Source organism: Aquabacterium sp. OR-4 (assembly GCF_025290835.2).
Taxonomy (GTDB): Bacteria; Pseudomonadota; Gammaproteobacteria; order Burkholderiales; family Burkholderiaceae_C; genus Pseudaquabacterium.
Genome location: NZ_JAOCQD020000004.1, coordinates 310,997 through 332,314 on the forward strand (window position 1 = coordinate 310,997; position 21,318 = coordinate 332,314).

General features: G+C 72.0%; 2 protein-coding genes (1 of these 2 running past the window's edge). Both read right to left on the reverse strand.

From position 1 onward, the window contains the following. Positions 1-19,832, reverse strand: the 5' end (the start) of a protein-coding gene (locus N4G63_RS26855; protein ID WP_314600785.1) for a DUF4347 domain-containing protein. 21,160 nt of this gene lie to the left of the window's left edge; only the first 19,832 of its 40,992 coding nucleotides appear in the window; its start codon is at positions 19,830-19,832; its stop codon lies off the left edge, out of view. Then, positions 19,816-21,108 carry a TolC family outer membrane protein gene (locus N4G63_RS26860; RefSeq protein WP_314600786.1) on the reverse strand — a complete coding sequence of 431 codons (1,293 nt, stop codon included), beginning with the start codon at positions 21,106-21,108 and terminating at the stop codon, positions 19,816-19,818. The genes N4G63_RS26855 and N4G63_RS26860 overlap by 17 nt, the downstream gene beginning before the upstream one ends. Positions 21,109-21,318 lie beyond the last annotated feature (210 nt).

The window sequence follows — 21,318 nt, forward strand, 5'->3', positions numbered from 1 at the left end:
TCGCTGGCCGTGGCGGTGCGGCTGTAGACCGCGCCGTTGAAGGCGATGCGCCACACCGCGCCGGCCTGCACCGTGCCGCTGAGCTGGAACTGGCGGAAATCCATCATCGGATCGCCGCTGACCGTGGCCGCGCTGTCGTAGCCGCGCAGCACCGAGGCAGTGAAGGCCCGGCCGTCGCGCCGCGTGATGCTGATGCGCCCGCCGCTGGCCGCGCTGACGGCGTACACCGTGGCATCGGCACGCGCGGCCAGCTGCGCGGCCACGCTGTCGAGCGTGTCGGCCTGGCCGGCGCTGTAGCCGATGTCCTGGCCATCGAGCAGCAGCGCCCAGCGCTCGCCCTGCGCCGTGCCGCCCAGCGTGACCAGGGCCTGCTGCCAGTACACCTCGACCGGCGTGGCCAGCGCCAGGATGTTGGCGCTGGTGCTGACCTGGGCCACCGGCCCCAGCACCGTGACGAAGGCCGTGCGGCTGGCCGACAGGATGGGCGCGTTGCTCTGCGGCGCCGGGCTGGCCTGGGTGCCGCCGTTGCTGTGGATCACCACGCTGGGCGCGGCGGCGATGAGGGGGTCGTGGAAGGCCGCGTTGTAGGTGATGGCCTGCGACTGCTCGAACAGCTCGTCGTTGCCCAGCACCGTGAGCTGGCTGGCGATCAGCGCCGCCGCGCCCTGCTCGGCGTGGACGGTGACGGTGTCGGAGCCCGCGCCGCCCATCAGCGTGGTCAGGCCGGGCAGCGCGCTGATCGTGACCCGGTCGTCACCCGCGCCCAGCGACACCCGCGTGCTCACAGCCTTGCCGGCGACCGGGCCGGCGCTGAGCGTGAGCTGGTCGTTGCCGGCACCCAGCAGCAGGTCGAAGGCCTCGATGTTCTGGAACAGCACGCCGTCGTAGGCCGTGCCATTGACCGTGCCGCGGCCCAGGCCCAGGCCGGTGAGGTTGAGGTAGGTGGTGACGGCCACGCTGCCCGACGCATCGGTCTTGCTCTCGTCCACGGTGCGCAGCGCGCCGATCAGGTCGGCACCGGCGCCCTGGTCGTGCACCACCACGCGGTCGAGGTTGGCCTGGGTGTCTTCGCCGCCGTCGATGATCAGGCGGCCGCGCACGCCCTTCAGGTCGTTCACCGCCGGCAGCTTGAGCGCGAAGGCGGCCGGGTCCACCGTGACCTTGGGCGGGGTCACCAGGCGCGGCTCGGGCCAGACCTCGGTGCCCACCTCGATGGACATCGTGGGCATGTCGAAGGAGTAGCCCACCCACGGGTCCCAGCGCCACCAGTGGCCCCAGCCGAAGTGCCAGCGCGTGCTGGCGGTGGCGTAGTTCAGGATGCCGGCCAGGCCGCTGCCGTAGTTGGCGTCGCTGTACTTGATGTCGACATAGCGGTAGGTCTGCTTGAGCGCGCGGAACCAGCTGTTGACCTCCAGCGTGACCAGGGCGCGCACATAGCTGTCGACCACGCCGCGGTTGCCCAACAGCTGCACGAAGTTCCACAGCGTGCGGTCGCCCCACCAGCCGATGTTGAAGTACTGGCGCCAGGGGTCGAAGCTGACGCTGCTGTAGACGATGGACGGCGCGTCCTGCACGCGGATGGCCGGCGGCTGGTAGCTGAAGGCCGGCGGGTCGTTGAACAGCACCGGGTGGTCGCCGGCCAGGTGCAGGGTGTCGTTGCCGGTGCCGCCGCGGATGGTGACCGTGAGCGACGCGGGTGAGGACAGCACGTAGATGCTGTCCTCGCCCGCGGCGCCGTTGACCTCGAGCTTCTCGATGCCGGTGAAGGCCACGATGCGGCCGGCGCCGGCCACGAAGCGGTCGGTGACGATGAAGCTGTCGCCCACCGCGGTGCCGTTGACCACCAGGGTGTCGATGCCGGTGCCGCCATGGATCTGCACCGGCGCGTTCTGCAGGTACTGGTAGCGGTTGCTGCCGCCGCCGCCGAACAGGCGCGCCAGGTTGGTGATCGAGCCGGGGTCGTCGGGGTTCTGGTTCAGCACCAGGAAGGTGTTGACGACGAAGGTGTCGTCATCGGCCTCGCCAAACAGCGACAGCGCGGCGGCGTTGTGGTCGACCTGGAAGTAGTCGTCGCCGGCACCGCCGTAGAACCAGGCCGCGGCCGAGACGCCGTTGCTGAGGTGGTTGAGGTCGACCACCGGCACGCCGGCCGGGTTGTCGATGGTGCCGTTGCCGCGGTCGGGCACCTGCTCGACCATGCCGATGGTGATGTTGTCGTTGCCCGCGCCGGTCTCGACGATGGTCTGCACCGCGGTGTCGCGCGAGGTCACGGTGTCGTCGCCGGCGCCGGTGCGCACGGTCAGGCGCTCGGCGTTCTGGAAGCTCAGCGCCTCGCCGGCGCTGCCGGGGCCGCGCACCAGGGCCACCAGCTGCGCGGCCACCACCGCATCGGTGTCGCCGGCCACGGCGGTGTAGGCATAGGTGATGCCGCCCAGCACCACGGCGTAGCTGCGGCCGGCGGTGACGCGGCCGGTGGCGGCATCGTCGGCCGTGATGCGGAAGCTGGCGCTGCTGCCGGCCAGGCTCAGGCGGCTGCCGGTCACGTCGACCCGGTCGATCACCAGGCGCGCATCGCCGGCCAGCGCGCCGGGGCCGGTGATGGTGACCGTGGTGTAGATCTCGGCCGCCTGGCTGGGCCGCGGCAGGATGGCCGAGGCGCTGGCGGCAAGCCGGTACGGGAACGCGGGATCGAGCAGGCTGCCCGAGAACACCTGGCCCACGCTGGCGTTGGCATCCAGCGTGAACAGGTCGCGCCCGGCCGTGCCCAGCACCACCACATCGTCCCAGCCGGCGGTGCCGCCGCTGTCGGCCAGGGTGTAGCGCGCCTGCGTGCCCTTCAGCGCCACCAGGTACAGCTCGGTGCCGGTGCCGCTGCCGTTGTCCAGCGTGACGGCGCCCTGCCAGTCGCTCACCGCGCGCTGGCCGCCGGCCACGGTGATCAGGCCGTCGGTGTCGTTGACGGCCAGGATGTTGTCGCTGTCGCCACCCAGCAGCACGGCCAGCTCGAAGATCTCCTGCACGGTGCGCGCATCGACCAGGCTCTCGACCTCGGCACCGGCGGCATAGCGGTCGCCCTGGTCGATGATGCCGTGCACGATGGGCTCGGGGCCGGCGTCCTCGGCGGTGAGCTCGCTGCGGCTGTCGGCATTGGCCAGCTCGGCCAGGGCCAGCAGCACCTGGGCCATGCTCAGCACATCGCCGTTGCTGCCGGCGGTGTAGCTGTAGGTGGCGGCAAAGCGCTGGCCCGCGCCATCCAGGCTGGAGACGGTGACCGCCCACACCTGGCCGGCCACCACGCTGGCGCCGCTGAAGGCCAGCCCCAGCTGCTGGAACTGGCCGTCGCTGCCGTAGACCGGCTGCTGCACCACCACCACGCCGGCACCGGCCGGCGCCGCCACGCTGACCACCGGCGCCAGCGCGTTCAAGCGGCCGTCGCGCAGGGTCAGCGAGCCGTCCCGGGCCTGGGCCAGCGCGTTGGCGGCCTGCTCGGCGACATGGTCAGGCCGGTAGAAGCTGCCGCCGCTGTTGCCGGTGATGGTGCCGTTGACGTACAGGTTGCCGAACAGCGACTGGTCGCGGTCGAAGCTCTCGCGCAGCGTGTCGGTGCCGCCAGCGTCGAAGAACAGGTCAACGCCCGCGCCACCGGTGAGCGTGTCGTTGCCCTGGCCGCCGTCGATCACGTCGGCGTAGTCCGAGCCGGTGATCGTGTCGGCGCCGGCCTCGCCCAGCAGCTGCACGGCCAGCAGGTCTTCGCGCAGGCCGCTGGCATTGAGCGTGTCGTCGCCGGCGCCGGCCTGGATGACCAGCCGGTCGGCGCTGCCGAACTCGGGCTCGCTGCCCTGCAGCGCCAGGCCGCGGCTGCTGCGCGTGGTGTTGAGCAGCGTGAACTGCGGGCCGCCGGCCTGCTGCACCGTGACATCGCCGTTGCTGCTGGCCAGCGTGAAGGCGTCGCCATCGGCCGCGTGGTTGGCCACCGCGGTGGCCTGGCCGCCGTGCAGGGTGATGCGGTCGTCGGCGCCGTCGCTGCCCACGTTGGGCACCTCCACCGTGGTGGTGGACGGCACCTCGTAGCTCTTGTTCAGCTCCAGCGCAAAGGGGCCGGCGGCCGCATCCAGCACCTGCACCGCGACGTCCGCGCCGCTGCCGCCGGCCTGGTAGCGGGCATCGGCATTGATGCGCTGGCGCAGCGCGCTGGCGATGCTGTCGAGGCTGGCGCCGGCCACGGCCTGCACCTCGAAATCGGTGTCGCCGATGCTGATGCGCCAGGTGGAGGGCACCTCGGCCGGCGCCGCGCCGGTGAGCGTGGCGGTGGCCGTGCCCTGCCAGAACTGCTGGAACACCTCGAGCGGGCTGCGCTGGATGGCCGACTTGCCCGATTCGTCGCTGTCGGCGGCGGCGCTGGCGTAGACCGTGGTGTCGGTGACGAAGAAGCTGCGGCCGCCGCCCGCGGCGGACACGGTGAGGCTGGCGCCATCGGCCTCGGCATGGAAGCGTGCATCCAGGTTGATGCGCGCGGCCAGCGCCGCGGCCAGGGCCTCGAGCGTGTCGTTGCTGCGCGTGCCGGCATCCACCGCGAACACCGTGCCGTCCAGCGCCACCTGCCAGCGGTTGCCGGCCACCACCTCGCCGCCCAGCGTGAGCTGGGTGGCCTGCTCGGTGCGGGCACTGCGATCCTCGTTGCCGGCGATGCGGCCGGCGGCGATGCGCACATTGCCATTGGCATCGGTGGCGGCCTGCATCACCGGCACCTGGCTCACCACGCCGGCGGCGTCGGTGACGTCCTGCATCACCACCTGCTCGACGAAGCTGCTGCCGCTGGCCACGCCGGCATCGATGGCCACGCTGGCCACCAGCGTGCCCTTGAGGTCGTTGATGGTCACCACATCGGCACCGGCGCCGGCATTGAGCTCGAGGCGCTCGATGCCGGTGGCCAGCAGCGACAGGCCGTTGATCAGCACCTGCACGCCCAGGTCGGCGCGGCTCAGGCGCTCGCCGCTGGCCGCATCGGTGACGCTGGTGCCGGCTGCCGCGGCCGACACGGTGAAGGCATCGGCGCTGCCGCCGGCGGTGACGGCCAGCGTGTCGACACCGCCGCTGCCATCGGCATCGCCCTCGATGAAGCCGTCGGCGCCCTCGCCCAGCGCCCAGACGATGCGGTCGGAGCCGCTGCCGCCGCCCACCAGGTCGAGCCCGGCGCCACCGGTGAGCACGTCGTCGCCGGCGCCGCCGATCAGGCGGTCGTCGCCGGCCTCGCCGTACAGGCGGTCAAGGCCGTCGCCGCCATCGAGCCGGTCGGCACCGATGCCGCCATAGGCCAGGTCGTCGCCGGCCTCGCCGGCCACGTCGTCGTTGCCGTCGCTGCCGTACAGGCGGTCGTCACCGGCGCTGCCGCGCAGCGTGTCGTTGCCCAGGCCGCCGTCCAGCGTGTCGTTGCCGGTGCCGCCCACCAGGCGGTCGTCGCCCTTCAGGCCCATCAGCGTGTCATTGCCCTCGCCGCCGTCGAGCAGGTCGGCCAGGTCGCTGCCCACCAGGCTGTCGTTGCCGGCGTCGCCATACAGCTCGCGCACGCGGCCACCGGCGTCGGCGCTGACCAGCAGGCGGTCGTTGCCGGCGCCGCCATGCAGCACCACGTCCACCGCCGAGCCGATGCTGCCGTCGACGATGATCTCGTCGTCGTAGGCCGTGCCGTCAGAGACCACGCGGCCCACATCCGACAGGCGGAAGTAGTTTTTCGCGCCGCGCGCACCCACCTGGATGTAGCGCTCGTTGGCGCCGCCGGCGCCGGTGGGCAGCAGCACCTCGGTGATCAGGAAGCGCTCACCGACGATCTGGTCGCCCTTGGTCTGCGCCGCCATGTCGAGGTGCAGCACGCCGTTGTTGAGCGTGGCCAGCACCGGCACATCGTCGGGGCAGCTGAAGCTGAAGTCGTACAGCACCGCGGTGAAGAAGGTCTTGCGCGCGCTGAAGATCGTGATCTTGCCGAAGAATCCCAGATCGACGCCGACCCAGAAATACGCATCCAGGCCCACCGAGATGTCGCCGTAGATGTTGAACAGGCACTCGGGGTCGTCGAGCAGCTCGTCGAGGTAGATCTTGCCGTCGTACACCGGCGCGATCGCGTAGCCCTTCTTGGGGTCGTTGTTGATGTAGATGCCGGTGCCGTCGTTCGGGTCGTCGGCGAGGTCGAAGTTGACCTGGGCCTTGATGTAGCCCTCCACGCCCACCTCGATCAGGCCGCCGATGCCCACGCTGGCGCCGGCGGTGATCTTGGCCACCAGCGTGGCCTCGGGCGCGTCGCGGCCCGAGCCCTCGATGCCATGGTCGTCCAGGAAGAAGCCGTGCGTGAAGATCAGCGGGATGTCGGCCGGCTTGTAGCCGCTGGCCTGGAACTCGATGAAGCCGCGCGTGCTCAGCCCCAGCGTGATGTGCGTGGTGGCGCGGATCTCGCCGCCCAGCTTGGCGTTGAGGCCCGGGAAGATCGGGAACACCTGCTGGTAGATGAACTGCAGGTCGAGCGAGGGCAGGTCGTACTTGAAGAGCGTGACCTCCTTGCCCATCAGCAGGCCGAACAGCTCCTTGGGACTGGTGAGCAGCGGAAACTGCCACGAGCCCGGCGTGGTGCCGATCTTGCCCACCACGTTGCGCGCCGCGCCCTGGTTGACCTGGCCGCTCACGTTCAGCGTATCGGGCGTGCTGCTGGGCACGGCCTCGGGGTTGTTCTTGTTGCGCGCGTCGCCGCCCACCACGAAGCTGCCAAATCGGATCAGCAGCGGCTCGCCGGGGTTCTCGGAGATGAAGGCATCCACCGCCTTCACCATGTTGATCACCTCGACGATGGCCCGCACCGCCTTCACCGCCGAGGCGTACTTGGTCTGGCCCAGGATGGTGCCGCCGATGTCGAGCAGGGTGGTCTGCTTGGCGCCCATCTGCTTGAGCAGCGGGATCTCGGCGGTGAGGATGGCGGCCAGCGGCTCGAGCGGGCCGGTGATGTTGTGCACCTGCTCGATGATCGGCGCCATGAAGCCGGTGATGAACTCGCCCAGGTTGAGCGTGACATCCTCGAACACGATCTGCGGCGTGCCGCCAAACGCGAACGAGCTGCCGCTGGTGCCCAGCGTGGCGCGCACGAAGCTCTGGTCGTAGCGCAGCGTGGTGGTGATGCTGGGAAAGTCGAAGGTGTGGCCGCCGCCCACGTCGATCGACTGCACGCTCAGCTTGGCGGCCAGGTCGACATCGGCCACCGCGGTGAGCTCGGCCGTGATGCCCAGCGTCTCGCTCACCGGGTTGCCCAGGAAGGCCGGCTTGAACACCGTGTAGCGGCCGTTGCCGCCGCTGTCGGTCAGGTCGACCGTGAACTGGCCGTACAGGCCGCTGGGCCGACCGTCGTCCACGTCCTCCAGCCGGCCATCGAGGAAGATCACATGCGCGTTCAGCGAGGCGCCGGCCGACACGGTGGCCGACAGGTCGAGCTGCAGCTCCTGCCCGCCGGCGGTGACGCCGGCGGTGTCGAGGAAGAAGCCATCGGCCTTGGAGACACCGAAGCCCAGGCCCATCACATAGTTGAAGCGCAGGTCGATGGTGTCGTTGGGCCCGGTGCTCAGCGCAAAGCCCGGTATGGCGGCGGCAAAGTCGATCGGGATCGACACCGCGTCCTTCAGCGGGTTGTATTCCAGCGTCTCGACCGTGCCGTCCTGGTCGTCGGGGAAGATGTACTTCAGCAGGCTGTCGCCGAGGGTGACGTTGAAGCGCAGGCCGTCGCCGTCGAGCACCAGCTGCACATCGTCGGCCGAGCTCACCGAGCGCAGCCTGGGCGCCCCGGTGGCGCTGTCGTAGACCGGCTCGCCCTCGGCGTCGAGCAGGGGCACGCGCAGCACGTCCAGGCCCGCGGCGCCGAGGGTCTGGTACAGCTCGTCGCGGATCTGGTCGAGCACCAGCTCGGCCACGGTGATGTCGTTGTCGGGGTCGGCATCGGCGTTCAGCGCCGCGGCGTCGGCCAAAAACGCGCCCAGGCTGCCGCTGCTGTAGCGCGCGCTCGACAGCACATCGGTGCCGCCCTGGCCGCTGGCCACGCCCAGCAGGCTGTTGCGCAGGCTGTCGACGAAGTTGGCGCTGTCCTTCAGCTTGTCGCCGATCAGCGGCAGGGCCAGCGCGGCAAAGCGGCTTTGCAGGCCGGCCTTGACGCCGCTGAACATGCCGTCCAGGCCCTGCAGCAGCGTGGCCGGGTCGTTGAGCAGCGCGAACACGTCGATGGCCGGCAGCAGCGAAGGCACCACATGGCTCAGCCGGGTGCTGATGCCGCTGCCCAGCGTGGCATCGATCTGGCCGGCCAGGTGCAGCACGTTGTCGGCCAGGCCATCGTGGTTGAGGTCGCGCGTGCTGCCACCCACCGGCAGCGCGCTGGACGGGAAGTACAGCGGCAAGTCGGCCTGCGCCTCGCCGCGGAAATACACATCCACCGCGCTGGCGCCCAGATCGGTGATCGCGTAGCGGCCATCGCCACCGGCGGCCTTGAGCGTGGCGCCGGCGGCCAGCGTGAGGCTGGCGCTGCCGTCGCGCACGAACAGGCCCACCTCGCCGATCACCGGCACGTCGATCGCGGCCTTGAAGTCCAGCGGCGTGGTGTTGCGCAGGTCGAGGTTCAGGCGCAGGCCCGAATCGTCGGTGACGAAGGCCAGCGGCTGGGTCACGTCGCGCAGGTCGAAGCCGGCGCCAAAGACCAGCGAGGCGCTGGCGTCCAGCGTCAGCGTGCCGCCGCTCTGCACGCGCAGGCCCAGCGTGTCGGACACCGCGGCCAGCGTCGGGTCGAGTTCGGCCAGGTTCAGGTCGATGGGCAGCTGGGCGCTGTAGTCGAGGCCCAGGTTCAGGCCCAGCGAGAAGGTCGAGTCGGCATAGCGCAGCGTGAAGGGCTGGCTGCCGGCCAGGCCCAGCGGCGCAAACAGCGCCACCAGCTCGGCATTGACCCGGGCTTCCAGCTCGGTGAGGTCGCGCGCGGCGGCCGCGGCCTGGCGGAACACCTGGTGCAGCTGGGTGACGAAGTCGACCCCGCCCTGGCCGAACAACTCGGCCGCGCTCTTGCCGATGAAGGGCAGCTTGGCATAAAGCTGGCCATCGGCGTCCTGGCCGGCGCGCTGCAGCTGGAAGGCGACGCCGGCCGTGGTGCTGGCCAGCATCCTGGCGTCGTGGCTGTTGCCGGCCAGCTGCAGGAACTGGATGTCCCAGCCGCTGCTGTCGCCGCTGAGGGCCGGATCGGCCTCGTGCCAGGCCACCGCCACCGTGCGCAGCGGGGCCAGCGCCATCAGCGCCTGGGCAATGCGCGCGGCGGTGGCGGCGGTGTCGGCGCCCTGCTCGATGGTGGCGGTTTCCAGACCGTCGTACAGCAGTGTGAAGCTGCCCTGGCCCTGGAACACCAGGCGTTGCACCTCGGTCTGCGGCGCGTGGCCCACCAGGCTGTCCAGGCCCTGCTCGATGGCCTGCAGGATGGCGTCCAGCGACAGGCCCTTGAACGTGAACATCTCGCCCAGGTCGCCGCTGATCTTCAGGCCGCTGCCGATGCGCGCGAAGAACTGCGCAATGCTGGTGGGCGCCGGCTGGTTGGCGCTGATGGCCGACAGCACCACCGGCTGCGCGTCGGCACCCAGCAGCGCGCCGGTGGGCTGCAGCGGCAGGATCACGTCGAAGCTGCTGCTGGCCAGCAGCTGCGGCAGGCCGGGCGCCAGGTCGGCCACGGTCTTGTCGCGGGCCTCGGCGTCGAGCAGGTCGGCCGTGCCCAGACGGCCGCCGGCCACCAGCTGGATGCCCAGGTTGGCGCCCAGCACCGCATCGTTGACGCCCAGGCCCACCGGGCCCAGCGCCACGCCCAGGTCGAAGGTGGGGCGCAGGCGGCCGCCGGCCAGGCTGCTGGCAATGTCTTCGGCCACGGTCAGCGTGGTCAGGCCGGTCAGCGCGTCGTAGCGGGCCGACTGCACGGTGTAGTACGCGTCGTTGCCGTTCGAGCCCGAGACATACACCTTCTGCCCCGCCGCCAGCGCCACCGACCACTTGGCGGGGTCGGCCGCGTTCACCGTGGTCAGGTCGCCCTGCACCGTGAACTGGTCGCCGCGCGCCTGCAGGCCGCCGATGGCATAGGCGCTGTCGGCCGCGCCGCCGCTGCCGCGCAGCAGCACCTGGCCGGCGGCCGCCGGCGTGGTGCTGGCCAGCGCCTCGGCCAGCACCAGGCGCGTCTGCCCGTCGGCGAAGGACGCGCTGATGACGGTATAGGTGGCGTCGTTGACCGCGCCGGTGGAGCCGCTGATGTCCAGCGTCTGGCCGGCGGTGAAATCGGCGCTGCGGTCACCCAGCGCCGCGGCCAGCAGCACGCTGTGGCCGCCCTGGCTGACGGCCACCACCGTGGCCGGCTTGTCGCCCACGTCGACACTGGCCGACAGCGTGGGGTCGGTGACATAGAAGGCGCCGGTGGCCGCGTCGAGCCCGAACGTGAACAGCAGCTCGATGTTGCCCGCCACCTTGAGCTGCGAGGCGTCGCCGGTGAGCCGCAGGCCCAGCGTGCTGGCCACCGACGAGGCGATGTCGCCCAGCGTGCCGCCGGGGATCTCGAGCGTGGACAGGTCCAGCGCATTGAGCGAGAAGCCGGGAATCTGGATGCGGCCGACAAACTCGCGCGGGTTGCTCGACGGCGACGCGAACACATGCACGCCGTCCACCAGATCGGCGGTGCTGACCTGGGCGCGGTTGGCGAACACGCGGCCGATCTGGGCCTCGATCTGCGTGGCCACCTGCTGCGCGATGTCCTGCCCGATGCTGGGGGTGTAGCCCAGCAGCTCGCCCACGGTCTTGCCGATGAAGGGCACCTCGGGGCTCAGCAGGCTGTCGATCTTGTCGCCGAAGCCGCTCACCCAGCCGGCCAGGGCGGTGAGGCCCTCGCTCAGCGCGGTCTGGTCGGAACTGGCGCCGGCCAGCAACGCGCCCTCGCTGTCGCCGCTGAGCGCCACCGCCTCGCGCAGCAGCTCGGGCGGGAAGCCCGAGCGCACGCCCGGCGCCAGCGCGGCATCGGTGACGCCGTGGCGCAGCGTGGCGCTGGTGCTGTGCGCCACGCCCAGCACATGGCCGATCTCGTGCATCACCACGCTGAGCAGATCCACCCGGCCGGCGGCGGGGCTGCCGGCGGTGGCGACACGGCCCAGGCCCTGGGCCAGCGTGAACGCGGCCTCGCTGGCCGGGCTGGCGTCGGCATGCCAGCCGCGGCCGGCAGCGTCGCGGTCGAGCGTGATCACGCCGGCGCCGGTGTAGCCCAGCATCGCGCCGTCGAGATCGCCGATGTTGAAACGCAGCGTGGCCAGGTCGATGCCGGCCGCCGCGGGCACGCCGGTGAGCGACCAGCGGCGCACGGCCTCAACCGCCGCGGCATCGAGCTCGGCCTGGCTGAGCGGCGCGGCCGCGGCAGCGCCGGCCGCGGTGCCGCCGTCATCGGCCAGCAGGGTCACCTTGGACAGGTTCACCGGCAGGCCCACGCCGGCGCCCAGCCAGGCGCCCAGCTTGGCCATGCGCTTTTGCAGCGCGCTGATCGAATCCATCACGTCGAACTCGCCGAAGGCGATCACGCGGTGCAGCTGGCCCTTGGCGTCGGTGGTCTCGAACACCGTGCGGTCGGCCAGCTGATGGGTGGTGATGGCGGTGGTGACCTCGGAGAAGTCGATCACGTCGCGCTGGCCGGCCGGCGCGCCACCGCCCACCACCACGTCGCTGCCCCAGCCGTCGGTGAAGCGGAAGAAGTTGCGCCCGGCGCTGCCCAGCAGCACATCGTTGCCGGCGCCGCCGGTGGCACCTTCGATGTTGCGCAGCACCGTGGTGGCCGCGGCATCGGCCACGGCGGCGGCGCCTGCGGCGGCAAAGCGCACATCGGCCAGCTGCTGCACCTGCACGCCGGCGCTGGTGCTGGTCAGGCGCTGCGCGGTGGACCCGGCATGCCAGCTCAGCAGCCAGGGGTTGGTGGCCGTGCCCGCGCCGGTGACCTTGAGCAGCGCGCCATCGCTGGGGGCCAGGGCGGCGGCGATGTCGTCGGCCGTGGCCGTGGCGCCAAAGCTGGCGCGTGCGCCCAGCGCCAGCGTGAAGCTGCTGCCGGCAGCGGCCGTGAGCCGGTGCGCACCCTGCACCGACACCGCCGCGTGGCTGGCCCCGAGCAGGCCCACCGCACTGCTGGCGCCGTCGAAGCTCACGCGCCAGGGCTCGGCGCTGGTGCCGGAACCGCTCACCGTCACCGCGGCCAGGCGCTCGCGCGTGGCGGCATCGGCGCTGCCCGCGCCGGCACTGCGCAGCGCGGCCTGCACCTCGGCGGCGCTGCTGCCGGCGCGCAGCTCGGTGGTGGTGGCGCCGCCCAGGCTCAGCGTGAAGCCCGCGCCGCCGGCGCCGGCCTGCACCCATTGCACCGCGTTGAGCACCACGCTGGCGCTGCCGGTGCTGGCGGTGGCGCTCAAGGGCATGGCCGGGCCGCTGCCAAAGCCGATCAGCCACGGCGCAGCCGCGGTGCCCGCGCCGTCCACCGTGGCCGCGGGGTGCAGCGCGCGCAGCGCCGTCTGCAGCGCCGCGGCGCTGGCGCCGGCTTCCAGTGCGCCGGTGCTGCCCAGCGACCAGGCCAGCTCGAAGCCGCTGCCGGCCGCGGCCGTGACCGCCTGGCTCAGCGTGGCAAAACCGGCCGGCAGGCGGCTGGTGTCCAGCGCCGAGCCCAGGGCCTGCACCTGCACCGCCGGATCGCCTGACTGCAGCAGCGGCACGCCCACGCCATCCACCGTCACCACCCAGGGATCGGCACTGCTGCCCTGGCCGCTGACCGTGGCGCTGCCGCCAAAACCGCTGGCGCTGACCAGCTGCTGGATCGCCGCCTGCAGCTCGGCCGCCGTGCTGCTGCGGCTGAGCGTGGCCGGCGTGCTCACCAGCACCGGCCTGGCCAGCGTGCCGGCGCCGTCGGGCGACTTCTCGACGCCCAGGTGCAGCGCCACCGCATGCGCGGGCAGCACCAGGCGCTGCACCGGGTTGCCCATCCAGGCCCGGCCTTCGCTGCCGGCGTCGCCCAGCTGCATCAGCACCGCGCCGGCCGATTTTTCGTAGCTGGCGATGTCGCCCTGGCGCACCGGCTGCGCGCTGCCGCCGTAGGACACCGGCGTGATCGGCGTCTCGCCACGGGTGATGGCGTCGGAGCCGCCATCGAGCACATCGGCGCCGCCGCTCGAGACCAGGATGTTGTTGCCCGAGTTGCCGCTGAGCGTGTCGTTGCGCGGGGTGCCGGTGACGTTCTGGCCGCCGGCCACCGCCACCAGGCGGGTGAGCAGCAGCTTGGGATCGACGCCCAGCGACTGCGCGATGGCCTCGCCGCCGAACAGGCGCGAGCCCTGCACCGCGTCGGCGCTGCCGTAGGTGATGGCCACGGTGGGAATGCTCACCAGGCCGGGCACCAGCACATCGCCCGAGTGCGGCATGGTCCAGTCGGGGCCGGCGCCCAGGTCCACCGTGACGCCTTTGCTGCCGCTGTTGCCGGGGTCGTAGAGGCTGTAGTCGAGCACCACGCTACCGCCGCTGCCGGTGCTGATGCTGCCCAGCAGCGACGGGCGCTTGCCGCTGCTGGTGCTGACGAAGCGGAAGGTGTTGACGCCCTGGCCACCGACGATGTTCTCGATGTCGTTGGCCAGCACCATGTTCAGGCCGTACTCGTAGCTGACGCCGCCGATGGTCAGCGTCTTGCCCTGGGCCACGGTCTTGTCCTCGGCGCCGGCCACCGAGTTGACGAAAACATCGTTGACCAGCACCAGGTTCGTGCCCACCGTGAAGTGCGCGCCGCTGCCATCGCTGTTGGCGCCCAGCAGGCTGTTGAGGCCGGCGATGTTGTCGGTGGTGACCTCGACGATGGTGAAGTTGAGATCGCTGGAGACGGCCGAGAAATCCAGCGTGTCGAAGGCCTCCGGCAGCGGCACGCCGGCCACCTTGACATCGGGGTACTCGGCCACCGCGGCCCAGCCCCAGATGCCCTTGAACTTGTAGGTGTCGGCGCCCGACTTGCCGGCCAGCAGGTGGAAGCCGGGCGCAAAGGTGCCGGGCTGCAGCAGCTTGGCGATCAGGCCGGCGGCCTTGCTGCCGGTGTCGAGCGCCAGGCCGGCCAGCTCGGTGAGCAGGTTGCCGCCCACGGTGAAGGTGTTGCTGCTGCCAAAGAAGCTGCGCATCAGCGCGGCCTTGGTGCCGGCCGTGACCTGGCCGCCGGTGAGCAGCTTCTTCAGCTCGGCGGCATCGTTGATCAGGTTCAGGTTGCCGACCATGCCGGTGCCGACATAGACATTGGCGCCCGGGCCGAACACGATGTGGTTGATGCCGCTGATGCCGCCCGAGAAGCGCGGCTGCGCCGTGGCCGCCTGCGCGGCAAAGGTATTGCCCAGGTTGGCGGCGTTGAACAGGCTCTTCAGCCCGGCCTTCAAGCCCTGGCCGCTGACCAGCACCGCCGAGTAGTCGAGCGTGTTCTGCACCGTCACCGGGGGCAGCGTGGGCGACTCGAAGCTGAGCAGGTTGCCCATCAGCAGGTCGTAGGCCACGCCGGTGCCGGCGCGGAAGCCCTCGCCGGCCACCACGCGGCCCTTGAAGTCGGTGCCCGGCGCGGCGCTGAAGGTGTTGGCCTCGCGGCCGCCGTAGACCACCGTGTTGGCGCCCACGTCGGTGAAGGTGATGGTGTTGTAGTCGCTGTCGTTGAACAGGCCCGCCACCCAGCCCGGCGCCGAGCCGAAGCGGCCCAGCAGCGCCGCCAGATCGGCCTTGGCCACCAGGCTCACCTTGAGCGAGGTGCGGCCGCTGTCCTTGTCGGTGCTGAACTCGAACTTCAGCGGCTTGGTGACGGCGCGGAAATCCAGCGTCAGCGTGGCCGCCGCGTGGTAGCTGGGCGCCTGCCCGGCCGCCTGCGCGACCTGCAGCTGCAGCGTGCTGGCCGCGCCGCCGGCCAGCGGCGTGGCACTGAGGCTGAAGCGGGTGCTGCCCAGGGCGGCGAAGTAGGCCGACCAGTCGCCGCGCAGCTTGAGCTGCCGGCCATCGGCCGCGACGATGGCGCCGGTGAAGTCGCGCGACAGCGTGCCGGCCTGGGCGGCATCGAAATCCTGCGCAATGGCCTGGGCCACGGTGATGCGGGTGTTGCCGCCCGCCAGCGCCGCGGCCTGCACGGCGTAGCCCCCGGCGCTGCTGGAGTTGTTGGCCGCCGCCGCGTCGCGCAGCTGCAGCTCGGCCCCGGCGCTGAACAGCGCTCGCTGGTCGCCGGCCACGATGAACACGTCGCCGCCGCGGTCGATGCCGGCCACATCGCCCAGCAGGCGGTGGGCGCTGGTGGCGGCCGCCAGCGTGGCGCGCTGGGCGTCGTCCAGCGTCTCGGCCACGCTGAAGCGCGTGCCCTGGGCGTCGTGGCTGGCCGCGCCGGCCACGGTCAGGCGCAGGCCGCCGATGCTGAGCTCGCGCTGGTCGGTCAGCAGCGCGCTCAGGTCGCCGCCGCCGGCCAGCGTGATCTGCTGGCCGCTCACCGTGATCTGCAGGCCGCTGAGCTGGCGGTCGGCCAGCAGGCCGTCGCCGCCGGGCTGGGTGTCGATGGCCAGGGCCTCGCGCACCGTCACGCGGGTCATGGCCGGGGTGCTGCCGCTGGCGGCCACGCGCTCGACCGACTCGACCGTGTAGCTGGCCAGGCCGGCGCCGGTGTTGTTGCTCTGGCCGGCCACCGTGGCGCCCTGCAGCAGGTACAGCGCCTGGCCGACCTGCACCGCCACGGTGTCGCCGGCCAGCACCAGCACGTCGTGGCCGCGGTCGATGCCGATGACGGCCACCGCCGCGGCCGCGCCGCTGTAGCTGTGGGTGGCCAGCGCGGGCAGGTCCTGGTCGACGTTGACCCAGGTCACGTCGTTGGTCGTGGGATCGACCACGCGCTGGGTGTCGATGCTCAGCGTGTGGTTGGTCTTGTTGGCGGTGATGTAGTCGGTAAGGCCTTCGCTCAGGCCCCAGTCGTTGCCGAAGATGAACTCGTTGCTGCCGGCGCTGGCCACGATCTTGTCGATGTGCTTGAGCTGCCCGGCGGCCACGGTCACCAGATCGGCCGTGCCGCTGCCCAGGCCGGCCGCGCCCACCTGGCCGTTGGAGGCGCCGAACTCGCCGTCGTGTACGTACTTCTGCGTGTCGTCCACCGGCGCGGCCACACCGCTTTGCAATGCGCCGCCACTGAGCACATGGGTGAACTGCTGGCCGGCGCCCAGCACCACGGCCGAGAAGTCGAGCGTGTCGGTGCCCGAATCGGCGGCCTTGGCATCGGCCGGGATGTCTTGCACCGTGTCGCGGCCGAAGCCGGTGTCGAACACATAGCGGTCGTCGCCGGCCCCGCCTTGCAGCGTGTCGTTGCCGGCGCCGCCGGTGAGGGTGTCGTTGCCGGTGCCGCCGCCCAGCGTGTCGGCCAGGGCGCTGCCCAGCAGGGTGTCGTTGCCGGCGCCGCCGTCCAGCGTGTCGCCCGCGGTGGCGGCGTCGTTGCCGGCATGGCCGGTGAGGGTGTCGTTGCCGGCGCCGCCACTCAGGGCATCGGCGCCGGCCTGGCCGAGCAGCTGGTCGTTGCCGGCGCCGCCTTCCAGCGTGTGCGCGCCGGCGTCCTGGGCATTGATCTGGTCCTGGCCGTCCGCGCCGTCGATCTGCAGGCTGTCGAACACGGTGAAGGTGTCGGCGCCGCCGCTGCCCACCAGGCGGCCGATGCCGGCAAAACCGTCGCGCTGGCCGCCGTTCAGGGCGCTGAGCGTGTAGCCGCGTGTGGCCGGCGCGCCGCTGCCCACCACGCCCAGCACGATGGCGCTGCTGCTGTCGGAAAAATCGAGCACGTTGCGCTCGAGCGGCGCATTGGCCGGGTTGTCGATGCGGCCCTTCAGCCCGGCGCCCTGGCCGAAGCGGTAGGTGGTGCCGCCCTGGCTGCCGGTGATGGCGGTGACGCCATGGGCCGTGAGCAGGGCCGCGCCGGTGCGTGCGCCATCGGCATCGGCGGCGTAGGCGGTGACGGTGGCATCGTCGGCACTGCCGGTGATCGACAGGTACAGCCGCGCCGTCATCGCGCTGAAGTCGAGCGTGACGGTGGCCGTGCGGTCGGCCGCGGCCACGCCGGCGGCGTAGCTGTGCGCGATCTCCACGCCGGTGCCGGCGGCGCCGCTGTCGAGCCCGCGGCTGAAGTGGTCGGCCAGCCGGTACAGGTAGGCCAGGCCGGGGCGGCTTTGCACCTCGATGCGCTCGATGCGCTGCACGCCGCTGAGCGCGGCCGTGGCCTCGCCGTCGCGCTGCACGCTGAGGCCGGCGCCATCGAGCGGGCCTATGTCCACCGTGAGGCCCTGCGCCACGCCGGCAAAGGCCAGCGTGTCCACGCCCTGGCCGGCGGCCTCGGTCAGCGTGTCGCGGCCCCAGGCCTCGTTGCCGAACAGGTAGCGGTCGTTGCCGGCGCCGCCGCCGAGCTGGTCGTCGCCGGCCGCGCCGTTGAGCGTATCGGCGCCGTCGCCGCCCTGCAGCACGTTGGCGGCCGAGCCGCCGGTCAGCGTGTCGACGCCGCCGCCGCCCTGCATGGCCGTGGTGGCATTGCCGCCCAGCGTGTCGTTGCCGGCGCTGCCGACGACGAACTGGATGTTCCTGAACCCGCCGGCCAGGCCGCCGTTGAGGTTGGCGCCCTTGTTGGTGCTGGCGCTGGCGCCGTTGAAGATCAGGCCGGCATTGCCGGCATAGGCCTTGCCGCCGGCCACGTAGCTGACGCCGTCGACCGTGAAGCGCGTGCTGTAGCTGAGGATGCCGCGGCCGCTGGCGCCGCCATCCAGCGTGCCGGCCAGCTTGGCGCCGGCGGCCATCACGAACACCGTGCGGCCGCTGCCACCCACGATGCTGTGCACCCGGTCGGCACTGAGAAACACCGTGGGCGTGCCGTTGCCCAGCGTGGCCACCTCCACCGTGCCATCGCCGGTGATGCGCACCATCAGGTCGGCCGCCAGCGCCGACAGGTTCAGCGTGTTGCTGCCCTGGCCGCCGTTGATGACCTCGATGCCGGAGAAGTCGAGCCGCTTGCCATCGGCCGTGAGGCTGCCGTCGCCGTTGACGCTGGTGATGGCCAGCGTGGCCGGGCCGGCCAGCGTGCCGGCGTTGAGCGTGTCGCGGCCGTCGCCGCCGATCACGTTCATGCGGCCGGTGTGGGTGAAGCGCGCGGCGGTGAGCGTGAAGACGTCGGCGCCGGCCTTGCCGTCGAGCGTGACGTTGTCGGCCAGGCTGTAGGGCGTGGTGGTGGTGCCCAGCAGCAGCGTGGAGCGGGTGGCCGCGCTGGAGGATTCGGTGATGCTGAAGCTGTTGGCCAGGGTGTTGCCGTCCAGCCGCACCTCGGCCAGCAGGCCGGCAAAACCGGGGGCGGCCAGCACCGCGGCATCGATGCTGCCCAGCCGCGCCTCGAGCACCCAGTCACCGCCCAGCAGCGTGCTGCCGGTGGCATTGGTGGAGGCGGCCACATCGGCGCCCACCAGCTCGCCCAGGCGCTGCACAAAGGCCAGGCCGGTGCTGCCCGCGCCGCCGTCGCCGGCCTCGGCCACGTTGCAGCCGTAGAGCAGCAGGTCGGCGCCCGGCGCCAGCGCGCGGCGCCAGGCGCGCAACTCGGCGGCGGTGGTGCTGTGGTCGTCCAGGTCGTCCAGGCTCAGCGTGCGGTTGCCCAGGCGCAGGCTGCCGCGCCCGCCGTGGCTGAGCACCTGCACCGCGGCCACGCCCTGAAAGGCCTGCAGCAGCTGGCCGATCTGCGCCACGCCGTCCCAGCCAGCGTCGAGCACCACCACCAGCGCGTTGTCGAGCGCGGCGCCGGCGGCCGCTGGCGCGCCGGCCGCGTTCGCGGCAGCGTCCAGCGCCAGGCCGGGCAGCGGCGGGCGCAGGGCGGATGCATCGGCCGGCTCGGCGCTGCGGGTGCCAAACAGCGCCGCCAGCAGGGCCGGCACATCGCCCAGCGCGGGGTCGATGACGATGATTTGCGTGGGCGGCGCCTGCGTGGCGCCGAGCGCCGCCAGCGCAGCCAGCGAGAGCTGCGCCCCCTGGCTGCTGAACACGCCCTGCAGCACGCGGCCGGCCACCACCGGCGCATGCTCTTCGACCAGGCGCACGCCGGCGCTGCCGCTCTGCAGGGCCATGGCCGCGTCCAGCCGCACCTGGCCGTGGCCGTCGTCGAGCGTCACGCGGCCATCGGCATGGGTGGTGCAGACCAGCTCGCCGGCCAGCGCCGAGGTGTCCACCGTGTCGTGCCCGCCGCCGCCCTGCAGCAGCAGGCCGGCCGTGGGCAGGGCCGTGCCGGTGAAGGTGAAGCGGTCGTCGCCGCTGCCGCCCAGCAGCTGCAGCACGCCGCGCGCCTGCAGCCGGTTGCCGGCGCCATCGCGCACCTGCACCAGGCCGTCGCCGGCGATCTGCACCTGCAGGCCGGCCGTCACCGCGCCAAAGTCGAGCACCAGGCCGGCCGCCGGTGGCGCCAGCAGGTCCAGCGTGCCCCAGCCATCGGCCAGGGCCAGGCGCTGCGGCAATGCGGCACCGGGCGGCGCGCTGGCGGGCTGGAAGGCCTGCGCAAAATCGGTGGCCATCTGCAGCGCACCGTGGCTGCGGCCGGCATCCAGCGGCGCCACCAGGGCGGCGCGGTCCGGATCGGGCGGCAGCACCGGCAGCTCGGCCGACAGCAGCACCCGCGGCTCGAGCGGCTCGGCCACCGGCTTGCGCCGAAGCAGCGGCGCCGCGGGCCCGGGGGCGCCGCGGAGGGCATCGGCCAGGCGGCCGATGAGGGTGCGCTTACTGAAGGGCGGCACCCACTTCTGCCAGATGGGTTTCAGACAGGCTGCCCGCCGCCTGCGCCAGCCTCAGCCGGTTGACCAGGTAGTCGTAGCGCGCCTGGGCATGGTCGCGGCGCGCGGCAAACAGGTCGCGCTGCGCATCCAGCACCGGCAGCAGGGTGTTGATGCCGGCGGCATAACCCTGCTCGCGCGCGGCCACGGCCGACTGCTGCGCCAGCACCGACTGCGCCAGCGCCTGCACCAGGCCGACACCGCTGACCAGGCCCTCGTAGGCGGCGCGGGTCTGGCGCTCGAGGGCGCGGCGCTCCTGCTCGTGCTCCTCGCGCGCCTTCAGGTGCTTGAAGCCGGCCTCCTTGGTGACGGCCAGCACCGCACCGCCCTCGAACAGCGGCACGCTCAGGCGCAGCGACAGCTCGCGGGTGTCGACATTGCTGCCGCCGCCAAACAGGGTGCTGCCCGAATCCTTGCGGTTCTGGGTGTAGACCATGTTCACGCTCGGATAGTGCGCGGCCTTCTGGCGCTCGATCTCGATGCCCGCCACCTCCACCGCGGCGGCGCGCGCGCGCAGCGACAGATTGCCCTCGCGCGCGGCGCCGATCCAGGCGCCCAGCTCGGCCGGCTCGGGCACGGCCAGCGGCAGCTCGCTGCGCAGGCTTTGCAGGGTGCCGGGCTCGCGGCCGGTGATCTCTTGCAGGCCCTGGCGCGCATCGGCCAGCTTGTTGCGCGATTCGATCTCGCGCGCCTGCGCCAGCGCATGGCGGGCGGTGGCGTCGTGCAGCACGGTGATGGTGCCCAGGCCGCTCTTGAGCTTCTCGCGCGCCAGCTCCAGTGCGCGGCCCAGCGCCTCGCGCTCGGCGGTGGCAAAGGCCAGCGCGTCCTGCGCGGCCAGCACCTGCAGGTAGGCGCTGGCGGTGCGCAGCATCAGGTCCTGCTCGGCCGCCAGCAGCGTGTAGCTGGCCTGCTGCACGCTGGCCTTGGCCTGCTCGAAGCGCTCGATCACGTCTTTGCGGAACAAGGGCTGCACCAGCGACAGCGTGCGGCTGCGGGTGGGAAAGTCGGTGGTGCCGGGGCCGAAGATCGGGTTCTCGCTGCTGATGATGCGCTGGCGCGTCTCGACGCTTTCGGCCTCGAAGCGCAGCGTGGGCAGAAAGCCGGCAAAGGCCTGGTCGTGCAGGGTCTCGGTGGCCCGCGCGGTGTAGAGCACGGCGCGGTATTTGGGGTCGGCCGCCAGGGCCTGGCGGTAGGTGTCGGTGAGGTTCTGGGTCTGGGTCTGGGTTTGGGTCTGGGCCATGGCCGGCACCGCAGCCCACAGGCCGGCCAGCAAACACGCACCCCAGCGCGGCATCCACCGCGAACTGCTTGAACCGGACACCACTGCTCCCCGCAGATCCTGCGCAGCGGCCCCATCTCGGCACCACGCAAAACGGTCGTCAACGCGTGGCCGGTGATGAACTTCACCGCCCAGCAATTGAACTGAGACATTTTTAACACGTTGTAGCAG

Coding starts and splice junctions, on each gene's coding strand:
- N4G63_RS26860 (WP_314600786.1), bottom strand. CDS start 21,108: ATGGCCCAGACCCAAACCCAGACCCAGACCCAGAACCTCACCGACACC.